This is a genomic window from Massilia timonae CCUG 45783, from assembly GCF_000315425.1.
GTDB lineage: Bacteria > Pseudomonadota > Gammaproteobacteria > Burkholderiales > Burkholderiaceae_D > Telluria > Telluria timonae.
Genome location: NZ_JH992926.1, coordinates 430,635 through 444,456 on the forward strand (window position 1 = coordinate 430,635; position 13,822 = coordinate 444,456).

At 65.5% G+C, this 13,822-nt stretch carries 8 protein-coding genes; 2 read left to right on the forward strand and 6 right to left on the reverse strand.

What is annotated here, in order from left to right; translation table 11 throughout:
* Window position 1 precedes the first annotated feature (1 nt).
* The 6 genes from fdhE to HMPREF9710_RS24750 form a co-directional block, all read right to left on the reverse strand.
* On the reverse strand, window positions 2–1,021 hold the full coding sequence (gene fdhE / locus HMPREF9710_RS24720) for a formate dehydrogenase accessory protein FdhE (RefSeq protein ID WP_005671014.1): 1,020 nt from the start codon (window positions 1,019–1,021) through the stop codon (window positions 2–4).
* Window positions 1,022–1,036: 15 nt separating this feature from the next.
* On the reverse strand, window positions 1,037–1,672 hold the full coding sequence (locus HMPREF9710_RS24725; RefSeq protein WP_005671016.1) for a formate dehydrogenase subunit gamma: 636 nt from the start codon (window positions 1,670–1,672) through the stop codon (window positions 1,037–1,039).
* A gap of 10 nt (window positions 1,673–1,682) precedes the next feature.
* Complete coding sequence (gene fdxH / locus HMPREF9710_RS24730) at window positions 1,683–2,612, reverse strand: formate dehydrogenase subunit beta (RefSeq protein ID WP_005671019.1); 930 nt, start codon at window positions 2,610–2,612, stop codon at window positions 1,683–1,685.
* Window positions 2,613–2,616: 4 nt separating this feature from the next.
* Window positions 2,617–5,691, reverse strand: a complete 3,075-nt coding sequence (gene fdnG / locus HMPREF9710_RS24735) for a formate dehydrogenase-N subunit alpha (RefSeq protein ID WP_157225741.1) — start codon at window positions 5,689–5,691, stop codon at window positions 2,617–2,619.
* A 132-nt stretch (window positions 5,692–5,823) separates the two neighbouring features.
* A complete protein-coding gene (locus HMPREF9710_RS24745; RefSeq protein ID WP_005671024.1) occupies window positions 5,824–6,177 on the reverse strand; it encodes a hypothetical protein in 354 nt (117 codons plus the stop codon).
* A gap of 147 nt (window positions 6,178–6,324) precedes the next feature.
* Complete coding sequence (locus tag HMPREF9710_RS24750; protein WP_005671028.1) at window positions 6,325–8,202, reverse strand: patatin-like phospholipase family protein; 1,878 nt, start codon at window positions 8,200–8,202, stop codon at window positions 6,325–6,327.
* 353 nt (window positions 8,203–8,555) lie between these two features.
* On the opposite strand from HMPREF9710_RS24750, the gene HMPREF9710_RS24755 reads away from it, so the two are divergent.
* Together HMPREF9710_RS24755 and HMPREF9710_RS24760 are read left to right on the forward strand one after the other, a co-directional pair.
* The gene (locus HMPREF9710_RS24755) at window positions 8,556–11,558 is read left to right on the forward strand and encodes a TonB-dependent receptor (RefSeq protein ID WP_005671030.1); all 3,003 of its coding nucleotides are present in this window, start codon (window positions 8,556–8,558) and stop codon (window positions 11,556–11,558) included.
* 70 nt (window positions 11,559–11,628) lie between these two features.
* Entirely contained in the window at window positions 11,629–13,821 is a 2,193-nt protein-coding gene (locus HMPREF9710_RS24760; RefSeq protein ID WP_005671032.1) for a beta-glucosidase family protein, read from the forward strand.
* The last annotated feature ends 1 nt before the right edge of the window (window position 13,822 follow it).

Sequence of the window (13,822 nt, forward strand, 5' to 3'; positions counted from 1 at the left end):
GTCAGTTCCTCGTTCGTTCGTCGGACTCGCCAGCGTCCTCTTCACCGCCCGTGAGCAGCAACAAGTTGACGCCATGCGGCTGGAAGCCTGCTTCGGACACCAAAATATCCAGTGTCAGCGTGGCCACGTCGTCCGCCACCGGATCGACGTGGAGATCTCGCTCCATGCGCACGATCTTGAGGTAGTGGCCGCACTCGTCGCAAGTTTCGGCCTGGACCGATGCCTGCGCCGTATCTTCCTGCGCGCCATCGGTGGCCACCGCCTGCAGCGAGTGGTAATGGATGCCCTTGGTGGACTGGCAGTGGCTGCACTTGACCCGCACCATATGCCACTGTGTCGAGCACAGCGCGCAATTGAGGTAGCGGAAGTTGCTGCCGCTGGCGTCCAGCCTGGTGACCGACGAGGTCGGCAAGCTGCCGCAGCACGGGCACAGGGTCACGTCGAGCGTGCGCCCGAACGGTTCCTGGCGCGCCGCGCCGTGGGCCTGCTGAATGGCCAGCACCATATGGGTCCAGTAGACCTGCAGGCCGGCCGCCACCAGCGGCGCCGCGCTCATGTCCAGGCCGGCCGCGCCTTGCAGCAGCAGTTCGGCCTGGCCCTCGAGGTGGGCGTCGTCCTGGGCCAGCAAGGCCTGCACGGCCGCCTGGGCCGGGCTGCCCGCGAGGCGCGGGACCAGCAGCTCCAGCATGCGGCGGAAAGCCGCACGCCAGGCCGGGTCACGCGGCCACAGCGGCGCCGGCAGCGGCGCCTGGGCGGCGCGGCCGGCGGCCAGCAAGTCGTCGCTGCTCGGCAGCGCGACTTCCGGGTAGTCCTGCAGGACTTCATGCTGGACGTGCGCCAGTTCGGCGGCGAACAGCAGGAAGTCGCGCATCGCATGCCCGGCCGCCAGCTCGCGCAGGCGGGTTTCACGGGTGGCGAACAGCTCTGCCCGCACCGGGAGGTGCAGGTAGGGCATCTGCTGCCCGGACCGGACCGCGATTTCTTCCGGGCTGAGCAGCGGTGTTGCTTTGGTAACACTCATAGAGCAGTGAAGTCCTTAACGTTTCTTGCGCGAGGCATTGTCTTGCGTGACTTCCTTATACCACAATGGATGGTGCGACTTCGCCCAGTCCTCGTGCACGGTGCCACGGGTCATGGCGCGGAACGAGCCCTTGACCCAGATGGCGGCGTACACGTGGATGATCACGCTCAGCACCAGCGCGAACGCTGCCACGGCATGGACCAGCATCGCGGCGCGGCGCAGCGGAATCGAGAAGAAGTCCGCGAACCACGGCTGCCAGAACATGAACCCGGTGATCAGGAGCAGCACGAGGCTGATCGCGAACACCCAGAACACGCCCTTCTGGCCGGCGTTGTACTTGTGCACCGGCGGCATGCCGTGCTCGTCGCCTGTGGTCACCATGTGCGGCGCCTTCTTGACCCATTCCGTATCGGACTTGGTCCAGAAGTTGTCGCGCACCACGGCGAAGAACAGGAACACGAAGCCCAGCACCATGAACAGCCCGAAGAACGGGTGCAGGATGCGGGTCCACTGTCCACCGCCGAAGAAGGCGCTGAAGAAGTACATCGAAGGATGGAACAATGCCAGCCCGGTCAGTCCCGCGCAGATGAACAGCAGGGCCACGGCCCAGTGGTTCATCCGCGTACGGTCGCGATAGCGAGTGATAAACATGTTCTTCTCCTTAAACGCGCGTATCTTCGCGCTGGTCTGCGTCGGGCGTCGGCTGCACCGGCGGTTCGTCCACATGGGTCTCGATCGGACCCACTTTCATGTAGTGGAAGAAACCGGCCACGGCGGCGCCGATCATCGCGGCCACGCCCAGCGGCTTGGCCACGCCTTTCCACAGCGCCACGGTCGGGCTGATGGTCGGGTTTTCCGGCAGGCCGGCGTACAGGTTCGGCTTGTCGGCGTGCTGCAGCACGTACATGACGTGCGTGCCGCCGACGCCGGCCGGGTTGTACAGGCCCGCGTTCTGGTAACCGCGCTCCTTCAGGTCGACCACACGGTCGCCCGCGTATTCGATCATGTCTTCCTTGGTGCCGAAACGGATGGCGCCAGTAGGACAGATCTTCACGCAGGCAGGCTCCATGTTCACTGCCACGCGGTCCGCGCACAGCGAGCACTTGTAGGCCTTCGAGTCCACCTTGCTGATGCGTGGCACGTCGAACGGGCAGCCGGCGACGCAGTAGCCGCAGCCGATGCAGTTCTCGCTGATGAAGTCGACGATGCCGTTGGTGTACTTGACGATCGCGCCCGGCGCCGGGCAGGCCTTCAGGCAGCCCGGCTCGTCGCAGTGCATGCAGCCGTCCTTGCGGATCAGCCACTCGAGGCGGTCACCTTCGTCAGGCGTCTGGGTGACGACTTCCGAATACTTCATGACCGTCCACGACTGCGGCGTCAGGTCGCGCGGGTTGTCGTACGTGCCGTGGTTTTCGCCGACTTCGTCGCGCAGGTCGTTCCACTGCATGCACGCCACCTGGCATGCCTTGCAGCCGATGCAGCTCGAGACGTCGATCAGCTTGGCGACCTCGGCCTTGTGGGTACGCGCCACCGGCGTCGTCGCGGTCGTCGCCGACCGCTTCGCGATATCGAGAGATTGAAGCGAAGACATGGTATTAAGCCCTTTCGATATTGACCAGGAACGACTTGAACTCAGGCGTCTGGGTATTCGCGTCGCCCACGAACGGGGTCAGCGTGTTCACCAGGAAGCCCGGCTTGGTCAAACCGACGAAGCCCCAGTGGTTCGGCAAGCCCACCGTATCCACCTTCATGCCATCGCAGTCGAGCTGCGGAATACGCTTGGTCACGACGCACTTGGCCTTGATGTAGCCGCGCATCGACGAGACCTTGACCATGTCGCCATTGGCGATGCCCTTGGCCTTGGCCAGCTCTTCGCCGATCTCCACGAACTGCTGTGGCTGGATGATCGCGTTACTCTGGACGTTCTTGGTCCAGTAGTGGAAGTGCTCGGTCAGACGGTAGCTGGTCGCGACGTACGGGAAGTCCTTCGCGGTGCCGAATGCTTCCATATCGCCCTTGAACACACGCGCCGCCGGATTGGCGCGGGCTTTCGGGTTCTTCGGGTGCATCGGGTTGACCGGGAACGGCGACTCGAACGGCTCGTAGTGCTCAGGCAGCGGACCTTCGGCCATGCCGGTCGGCGCGAACAGGCGCGACACGCCTTCGGCCGTCATGATGAACGGCTGCACGCGGTCTTCGTCGCCCGGATTCGCATCGGGACGGATGTCCGGAATGTCGGAACCGGTCCAGCTGCTGCCGTTCCATGCGATCAGGTTGCGGTGCGGATTCCACGGCTTGCCGGTCTTCGGATCGGCCGAAGCGCCGTTGTACAGCACGCGGCGGTTCGCCGGCCATGCCCAGGCCCAGCCCAGCGTATTGCCGATGCCGTACGGGTCGGCATTGTCGCGGTTGGCCATCTGGTTGCCGGCCTCGGTCCAGGCGCCGGCATAGATCCAGCAGCCGCTGGCGGTCGAGCCATCGTCGCGCAGCACGCCGAAGCCCGGCACCTGCTGGCCCTTCTTGAGCAGCAGCTTGGACGGATCCTTCGGATCGTACAGGTCGGCCAGCGCCTTGCCGTTGAACTCCTTGGCGAGTTCCTCGGCCGACGGGCTGTGCGGGATCTTGTACGGCCAGGACAGGTTCACCATCGCATCCGGGAAGGCGCCGCCATCCTTGATGTAGGCATTCTTCATGCGGGTGAACAGGTCGGCGATGATCTCGATGTCCGGCTTGGCCTCGTACGGCGCCTCGGCGCCCTTCCAGTGCCACTGCAGCCAGCGCGACGAGTTCGACAGCGAACCGTCTTCCTCGGCGAAGCAGGTGGTCGGCAGGCGGAACACGGTGGTCTGGATCTGGGTCGGATCGACGTCGTTCGACTCGCCGAAGTTTTGCCAGAATTCCGAGGTCTCGGTGTTCAGCGGATCCATCGTCACCAGGAACTTCAGCTTCGACAGGCCGGCGATGATCTTCTTCTTGTTAGGGAAGGAACCAACCGGGTTGAAACCCTGGCAGATGTAACCGTTCAACTTGCCTTGACCCATCAGCTCGAAGGCCTGCAGCACGTCGTACAGCTTGTCGATCTTCGGCAGGTAGTCGAAGGCCCAGTTGTTTTCCGCGGTCGCGGCATCGCCCCACCAGGCTTTTTGCAGGCTGACGAAGAACTTGGGATAGTTCTGCCAGTAGCTCATCTGGTTCGGACGCAGCGGCTTGAGCGCGCGCGGCTTGTAGTAGGTCTCCAGGTCCTGCTCGTTGTCGGTCGCCAGGGACAGGTAGCCCGGCAGCGAGTTCGACAGCAGGCCCAGGTCGGTCAGACCCTGGATGTTGGAGTGGCCGCGCAGTGCGTTCAGGCCACCGCCGGCGACGCCGACGTTACCCAGCAGCAGCTGCATGATGGCGCCGGTACGGATGATCTGGCTGCCCTGGCTGTGCTGGGTCCAGCCCAGCGCGTACAGAATGGTCATGGCGCGGCCCGGCACGGCGGTCGACGCGATGTATTCGCACACTTTCAGGAACTGCTTGACCGGGGTGCCGGTGATTTTGCTGACTTGCTCGGGGGTATAGCGCGAGTAATGGCGCTTCATCACCTGCAGGACGCAATTCGGGTCTTGCATGGTCGGATCGACCTTGGCGTAACCGTCTTCGCCCATGGCGTAGCCCCACGACTTGTTGTCGTAGCGGCGCTTGGTTTCGTCGTAGCCCGAGAACAGGCCATCCTCGAACTTGAAGTCCGGGCCGACGATGAAGCTGGCGTTGGTATAGCTCCGGACGTATTCGGTCTGGATCTTGTCATTGCTCAGCAGATAATTGATGACGCCGCCCAGGAAGGCGATGTCGGAGCCAGCGCGGATCGGCGCGTAATAGTCGCTCATGGCGGCCGAACGCGTGAAGCGCGGGTCGACCACGACCAGCTTGGCTTTATTGTGATGCTTGGCTTCGATCACCCACTTGAAACCGCAAGGGTGAGCTTCGGCGGCATTGCCGCCCATAATCAGTACTACATCGGCATTCTTGATGTCAACCCAATGGTTGGTCATCGCGCCACGTCCGAACGTCGGGGCCAGACCGGCCACCGTAGGTCCGTGTCAAACGCGAGCCTGGTTATCGAAGACGAGCATGCCCATCGAACGCATCGCTTTGTGCGTGATGTAGCCCGTTTCGTTGCTCGCCGCGGACGCACACAGCATACCGGTGCTGGTCCAGCGGTTGACGAGTTTGCCTTCGGCGTTGTTGACCACGAAGTTCGCATCGCGGTCGTCCTTCATGAACTTGGCGATGCGCGACATCGCTTCGTCCCAGGACACGCGCTTCCATTCCTTGCTGCCAGGCTCGCGCACTTCCGGGTACTTCAGGCGGTTCGGCGAATGCACGAAGTCGAGCAGACCCGCGCCTTTCGGGCACAGGGTGCCGCGGTTCACCGGATGGTCCGGGTCGCCTTCGATATGGATGATGTCCGAGGTGACGTTCTTTGCGCCGTCGCCGATGCTGTACATCAGCAGGCCGCAGCCCACCGAGCAGTACGGACACGTGTTGCGCGTCTCCTTGGCCTTTGCCAGTTTATAGTGCCGGGTCTCGGCCATTGCCGGCAGCGGCGAAAAGCCGAGCGCGACGATAGTAGACGCGGCCAGTCCCGCCCCGCTCACGCGGAGGAACTGCCTACGATTCATGCCCATCTAGGTTCTCCTACTAGTAATGGATTGCGCACGCCGCAAAAGGATCTGCCGGGGTCTAGGCCCCGGCATCTTTGCCGATCGCGACGTTGCCACGGTCAGTGGCGTGCGCGCCTTGCTACGTCGCCGGTCGTGTTACCTGGCCGGCGGCGTCGTTGCCTGGGTGGCGCCATCGCCACCGGTCGGTTCCGAAGCACCGCTGTCGCGGGGCTTTTCCGCATCCTGGCCGGCGACCACGCCGCCGATCGCGGTGCCGCCTTCGCCCGGACCGGTGCCCGGGACCGTCGACGGCGCGGTGGCCGGCTCGGCCACGATAGCGGCGTGCGGATCGGGATTCTGGGTGGCGACAGCTGCGGGCGACGCGGGATCGGTCGGGGCCGGGGAGGCCTCGACGTCCGACTTCTTGCCACAAGCGGACAGGGCGAGCACGGCGGCCAACACGCCGGTGCTCAACAGGATGCGATTCTTGCTATATGAGTTATGTTGCATTGCAATATCCGTTGACCTTGAGATATATCGGGAATATATATGAATTCATGAACGCTACAAATAAGTATTTTACGCAATGTATACAATTTCTGCGTGACATTAGGTGAAAATTGTCCCGCGATTGTCGTGCTAACCTCAGCGCGCCTGCTAATGTAAAGACGCCTCGCCGCCATCGCCCTTGCGCGCGGCGCGCCGGCGCGCCGCGGACGGCAGGTCCGCCTGCGGCCGTTCGCCCTCGTGTGCGCCGGCCGGTGGCGCCGTCCTTGCGGCGACATCGAGCAGGCGCGTCTCGCCCAGCCGCCACCCCTCCTCTCCCATGCGCAGCAGCGTGCGCCCCTTCATCCGCACCAGTTGGCCCTCCACCTCGGCTTCGCTCGCATGCCAGCGCAGGCTGGCCTGGCCGGCGCCCTCGATCGTGATCACGTCCGGCGCCACCAGGCCGCCGGCCATGCGCGCATGGCCCGGCAGGTACGGCATGGCCTGGGCCAGGCGCTCGCTGGGCCTGGCTCCCATCATGCCCACCTGTTCGGCCAGCGCCTGCCACAGCGCGCCGGATTGCGCGCGCAGCGCCAGGTAGCGCCGGGCCTGCTCGCGTCCGTGCGCCAGCAAGGCCTGGGCCAGCTGCGGATCACGGTCGAACTTCGAGAACAGTCCCAGCTCCTTGCGCACTGCGGCGCCGACCGCCTCGCCGTCGAACACGATGCGCACTACCTCGATCGGCTTGTCGTGGGGACGCGAGCGCTGGCCCGGATCGTCCAGCCGCCCGTTCACGGCTTCGATGAAGGCCACTTCCTGGTTCAGCGACAGGTTGCCGGACAGGGTGTCGCGACGATGCCACAGTTCGTCGCCCGACTGGGCGTTGCCCGGGCCGGCGAACTTGCCGCTGAAGTCGTAGCGGTCCTGGTTGATCTGCAGGATCCACAGTCCGTCCGGCTTCTTGGCCGGATCCACGCCCGACGAGATGAAATTCTTGATCGGCGGGTTTTGCGAGAACAGGCCGTCCCAGCACGCCATGCGGCGCGGCTCGTGGGTTTCGGGGTCGAGCGCCTGGATCGATTGCGCCATGAAGACCCACGGCAGCGAGGCCGAGGCCACCACCGCGTCGAGGGTGATGCCGGCGTCGATTGGCGCGCGCTCGGAGCTGAAGGCAACGAAGGCGCCGCTGTCGATGTCCACCGCGCCGACCAGCAATTGCGGCAGCGCCCGGGCGGCGTCGCGCACCGCCTGCGCCAGGCGGCCCAGGGCGTCCGCCTCGAAGCGCAGCTCGGGCAGCTCGAGGGTCTCGAAGGTGGTGCGCAGCAAGGTGCCCGGCGCCAGCCGGTGCGCCCGCGACCAGGCCGCGATCCAGCCGCTGGACGCCAGCCGCGCCCGCAGGTCGTGCTCGATCGCGGCCTGGCGCGCCTGCAGCCGTTCGCGCTCGCGCGCGCTATCGGCCATGCGTTCCTCGAGGGCGATCGCCTGCCAGCGTTTGATTTCTTGCGGAATGCTGCAAAAGTCGCCGATGGCCCCGACCAGGTCGAAGTCGACGTGCGGCGCGATCGACTCGCGCAGCTGGAAGTAATGACCGCGGATCCAGCCGCCCAGCGGCGGATACATCGTGGTCAGCATCGGCCAGGTGGCGGTGGCGAAGCGCTCGATCTCGCGCAGCGGCGACAGGTAGGGACTCAGCTTCAGGTCGACCTGGGTCAGGCCGCCGACCCACTGGCCGATGTCGTTCAGCAGGCGTTCACCGGGCGCGCTGGCGCAGTTCGCATCCCAGAAGCGCTCGAGCCCGGCCCTGGCGGCCTCGGGGCCGCCCAGCAGGTAGCCATACCAGGCCAGCAAGGCGCTGATGGCGCCGCCCGAAGTGCCGCTGATGCCGGTCAGCTGCAAGATGTCGGCAGCCCCGTCCGCCAGCGCCCGCCCGCGCGCGGACGCCAGCTCGGCATTGCGAAACTGCGGCAGCAGCGCCGGCAAGGCGCCGGCGGCATAGGCCGCGTGGCTGCCGCCGCCCTGGCAGGCGATGGCGATGTTTTTGATAGGCATGATCTCCTCCCTCGTCCAGATCGACAATCGAGGCAGGCATTCGCCCATGGATGAAGTGCCAGGCACCGGTAAACGCCGGCCTGTCGCTTTTAGGCAGTTGGCGGCGCACACAGTTCCATGTCCGGCCCGGCGCCAGCCCGGAAACGTCGCGTCATGATAACGATTTCATCAAAACCGCAACGTTATCAATAAATATTTACGACAAGCCCATTCAGCCAATGATTGCGCCTAACATTAGGTGTTATATTTACTGACAGATTGCGCGATTGCCATCGTCCGGCGGTCGCCGATCCCGGCAGCACCAGATAAGGGACCCCATAGATGGGTTCTTCAAACAAAGACGGAGACACAATATGAGACAGTTGAACAAGTCGGCCATTGCCGTGGGCGTCGCACATCTGTGCTGCTTGTCCGCGGCTTTTGCTCAGCAAGCAGCGCCAGCGGCGAGCGCGGCTCCCCAGGTGGTCACGGTCACCGGCCAGCGCGCCGCCCTCGACAGCGCCCAGCAGCTCAAGAAGAACTCGGACGAAGTGGTCGATTCGATCGTCGCCGAAGACATCGGCAAGCTGCCCGACAAGTCCATCACCGAAGTGCTGCAGCGCATTCCCGGCGTGACCATCGACCGCACCATGTCGCGCGCCGACCCCGAGCACTTCTCGGTCGAAGGGTCGGGCGTGTCGATCCGTGGCCTGAGCTGGGTGCGCTCGGAGCTGAACGGCCGCGATTCGTTCTCGTCGACCGGCGGCCGGGCCCTGAATTTCGAGGACGTGCCGCCCGAGCTGATGGCCGGCGTCGACGTCTACAAGAACCCGTCGGCCGAGCAGATCGAGGGCGGCATCTCGGGCCTGGTCAACCTGCGCACCGCCCTGCCCTTCGACATCAAGGGCCAGCGCATCTCGGGCAGCATCGAAGGCGCCTACTCCGAGCTCAAGAAAGGCAAGACCCACCCCGCCGGCTCGCTGCTGTATTCGAACCGCTGGCAGACCGGCATCGGCGAGATCGGCGCGCTGGTCAATTTCGCCAGTTCGCGCAGCGTGACCCGCACCGACGCCTTCCAGGTCGAGCCGTATTATCCGGTCGCCGGCGCCGAGCCGGGCCGCACCGTCTGGATCCCCAAGGGAGCGCAATGGCGCACGCTCGACTTCGACCGCAAGCGCCAGGGCGCCTATGGCGCGCTGCAGTGGAAGAAGGACAATACCCTCAAGAGCCACCTGACCTGGTTCCGCTCCAAATACGATATGCGCTGGGACGAGAATGCGCTGTTCTCGGCCGAGGGCACCCCGACCAACCTGCGCGTGACCAACGGCGTGTATGACGCCAACGGCGCCTTCCTGAGCGGGACCATCACCAACCCGACCGCCGGCAGCATCGAGTACGCCAACAATGCGCGCACCGCGACGCGCGACTCGGTCACCACCGACATCGCCTGGAACGTCGAATGGAAGCCCTCCAGCAACTGGACCTTCACCTCCGACTTCCAGCACGTGAAGGCGCGCTCGGAAGGCTTCGATTCGACGGTGGCCCTCGGCACCCTGATGCCGGAACTGAACCTCGACGTAACGGGTTCGCTGCCGCGCATCACGTTCAGCCCGGCGCAGGCCGCGGCGATGAGCGATCCGAATAACTTCTTCTGGGCCTTCTCGCAAGAGCACCTCGACCGCAGCGTGGCCGAGCAGAAGGCGTGGAAAGGCGACGTCAAGTACGACTTCGACCACCCGGTGCTGCGCGATCTGCGGGTCGGCGTGCGCCTGACCGACCGTGACGCCAAGACCATCAATTCGAACCCCAACTACCACTGGGTCGGCATCTCGCAGCGCTGGATGATGCCGTGGCAGATCAACAACCTGGCCTACCTGAGCGACCCGCGCTTCCAGGCGCCGACCACGGTCAACCAGTTCAACAACTTCTTCAACGGCGACGCCAGCGTCCCGGCGATCATCTTCCCGGCGGCATCGGTCACGGCCGGTTTCCCCGGCAGCTATGCCCAGCTGCACGGCTTCCACGACATCCTGTGCGCGGAGGCAGGCAACAGCTGCACGCCGTGGACGCCGGCCGCCTTCGGCGAAGCCAACCCATCGGGCGACAACGAGCAGGCGGAAAAGACCAGGGCGATCTATGGCCAGCTCCGCTTTGCCTTCGACGACCTGCGCTTCCCCATCGACGGCAACGTCGGGCTGCGCTACGTGAAGACCGAATCCGATTCGTACGGCTACACCGTGTACAACTCGACCTTCATCGTTCCGCCGGGCGGCACCACCGGCCTGCCGGTGCCGGTGATCGCGCCGTTCGCCGGCCGCGAGGACTATGAGAACAGCTACCACAACTGGCTGCCGAGCCTGAACCTGCGGCTGAAGGCCAGCGACGAGCTGCAGTTCCGCTTCGCCATCGGCAAGGGCATGTCGCGGCCGAACTTCGACCAGTTGCAGGCCTATACCACCCTGAGCCAGAACGTCAGCAGCACGACCACCGGCACCGGCGCCGGGCAGGTCACCAACGTCACCTCGGTCGGCCATACCGGCGAGGCGATCGGCAATCCCATGCTGCGTCCGGTCACCTCGCGCAATATCGACCTCACCGCAGAATGGTATTTCGCCAAGGCCGGCTCGCTCACCGTCGGCCTGTTCGACAAGCGCCTGCGCGACATCATCATCAAGCAGAGCCGGTCCTATCAATTGATCGACTCGGCCGGCCGTGCAATCGATTTCACCGTCGCCACGCCGGTGAACGGCGCGCGCGGCAGCGCCCGCGGGGTCGAAGTCGCCTACCAGCAGTACTTCGACCGCCTGCCGGGCTGGCTCGCGGGCTTCGGGGTGCAGGCCAACTACACCCACGTCAAGACCAAGCGCGACCTGTACAGCCCGGTGTTCTCGCCGTGGTGCACGGCCGGCAACAACGCCGCCAACCTCAACCTGAACCTGAACGGTTGCGATACCGACGGCCGCACCTTCGGCGACCTGCCGCTGGAATACATGTCGCGCAACTCGTATAACCTGGCGCTGCTGTACGACCGCGGTCCATGGTCGGCGCGCCTGGCGTGGAGCTGGCGTTCCAAGAGCCTGCTGGGCAACAACAACAACGGCACCAACGGCACCAATGGCGTCGACACCAATCCGGACAGCCCGACCTTCGGCCAGAACGTGGTGGCCTGGGGCTTGCCGATCTGGGCCGACGACTATGGCCAGCTCGACGGCGGCGTCAGCTACAAGTTCAACGACAACTACCGCATCGACTTCCAGGCCCAGAACCTGACCGACGCCAGGTACAAGCAGATCATGACCCATCACGTCGGCGACAAGGGCCGCGCGTGGTTCGTGACGGGGCCGCGCTACAGCGTGCGTCTCGGCGTGACGTTCTGAGGTCGCGAACCGGCCGCGCCTCCGTCCAGGGCGGCGCGGCCATCAAACAAGAATCCAAGGAGACAAGAGTATGCAGCATGCTTTGCCGAACGCCCGCTGGGCGATTGCCCTCGCCGCCGCCTGCGCCGTCCAGTGCGCGCAAGCGGCCCCCGACGCCGCCCAACAACGCGCAGCAAAGCTGGTGAGCCAGATGACCCTCGACGAGAAGATCGGCATGGTGTTCGGCCAGTTCGGCACCGAATTCCAGGGCAAGCAGCCGCCGACCGAAGCCCTGGTGCAGTCGGCCGGCTACATCAAGGGCATCGAACGGCTCGGCATCACGCCGCAGTGGCTGACCGACGCCGGCATCGGCGTCGCCTCGCAGCCGGGCAAGCAGACCCGCGAACGCACCTCGCTGCCGGCCGGGATCGCCACCGCCGCCACCTGGAACCCGGCGCTGGCCTTCAAGGGCGCCGCCATGATCGGCAAGGAAGCGCGCCTGTCGGGCTTCAACGTGATGCTGGGCGGAAGCGTCAACCTGGCGCGCGAGCCGCGCAACGGCCGCAACTTCGAATACACCGGCGAAGACCCGCTGCTGGCCGGGATCATGGCTGGCGAGCAGATTCGCGGCGTGCAGTCGAACCACGTGATCTCGACCATCAAGCACTATGCCTATAACGACCAGGAGACGGGTCGCAACCACCTGAACGTCAAGATCGACGACGCGGCCGGCCGCATGTCCGACCTGCTGGCCTTCCAAATCGCCATCGAGCGCGGCAATCCGGGCTCGGTCATGTGCTCGTACAACCGCATTGGCGGCGTGTACGGCTGCGAGAACGACCACCTGCTGAACAAGGTGCTCAAGCGCGACTGGGGCTACAAGGGCTATGTGATGTCCGACTGGGGCGCCGTGCATTCGACTATTCCCGCAGCGCTGGCGGGCCTCGACCAGCAGTCCGGCTACCCCTTCGACAAATCGCCCTACTTCGACGGCGCGTTGAAAGAGGCGGTGCAGAACGGCCACGTGCCGGAGGGGCGCCTGGACGATATGGTGGCACGCATCCTGTGGGCGATGAGCGCGCACGGCGTGATGGACAATCCCGTGAAGGTGCGCGACAAGGAGATCGACTACGCCGACCACGCCCGCATCTCGCAGGAAGACGCCGAGGAAGGCATCGTCCTGCTCAAGAACGCGGGCAATGTGCTGCCGCTGGCCCCGGGTTCGAGGCGCATCGCCATCATCGGTGGCCACGCCAACAAGGGCGTGCTGTCCGGCGGCGGCTCGGCCCAGGTCTATCCGCGCGGCGGCATGGCGGTGCCCAACGAGGGACCGGCGGCCTGGCCGGGGCCGATGGTCTATCTGCCAGGATCGCCGATGCAGGCCCTGGCCCGCCGCAGCAAGGCGAAGCTCGACTGGCATGACGGCAAGGATGCGGCTGGCGCCGCGAAAGTCGCCGCCGGCGCCGACGTGGTGCTGGTGTTCGCGACCCAGTGGACCTCGGAGGCGAACGACGTGCCGAATCTGTCGCTGCCGAACGGGCAGGACGCGCTGATCGCCGCCGTTGCGAAAGCCAATCCGCGCACGGTGGTGGTGCTGCAGACCGGCACCCCGGTGACGATGCCGTGGGTCGACCAGGTGGCTGGCGTGGTCCAGGCCTGGTATCCGGGCACGAATGGCGGCGAGGCGATCGCGCGCGTGCTGAGCGGCGAAGTGGATGCCTCGGGACGCCTGCCGCAGACCTTCCCGCTGGCCGAGAACCAGCTGCCGCGGCCCAGGCTCGATGGCCTCGACCTGCCCAAGGACAGCCGCTTCGACGTCGACTACGACGTCGAGGGAGCGGCGGTCGGCTACAAATGGTTCGACCTGAAGGGGCACAAACCGCTGTTCGCCTTCGGCCACGGGCTGTCGTACACCAGCTTCACCTACACCAATCTGAAGGCCGAGGCGGCGGACGGCGGCATCCAGGTCAGCTTCGACACACTGAACAGCGGCGCGCGCGCCGGCAAGGCGGTGCCGCAGGTGTACGTGTCGAAGGTCGGCGCCGGCTGGGAGGCGCCGAAACGGCTGGGCGGCTGGGACAAGCTGGCCCTGAACGCCGGCGAGCGTCGCGCCAGCAAGGTGGCGGTCGACCCGCGCACGCTGGCGGTGTTCGACGCCGCATCGAACCGCTGGAAGATCGCGGCCGGAGAATACCGGGTGATGCTCGCGACGGCGGCCGACGCTCCGGTGCAGACGGTGACCGTGCGCCTGCCGGCGCGCGAGTTCGCGGCAGGCGCTCGCTGAC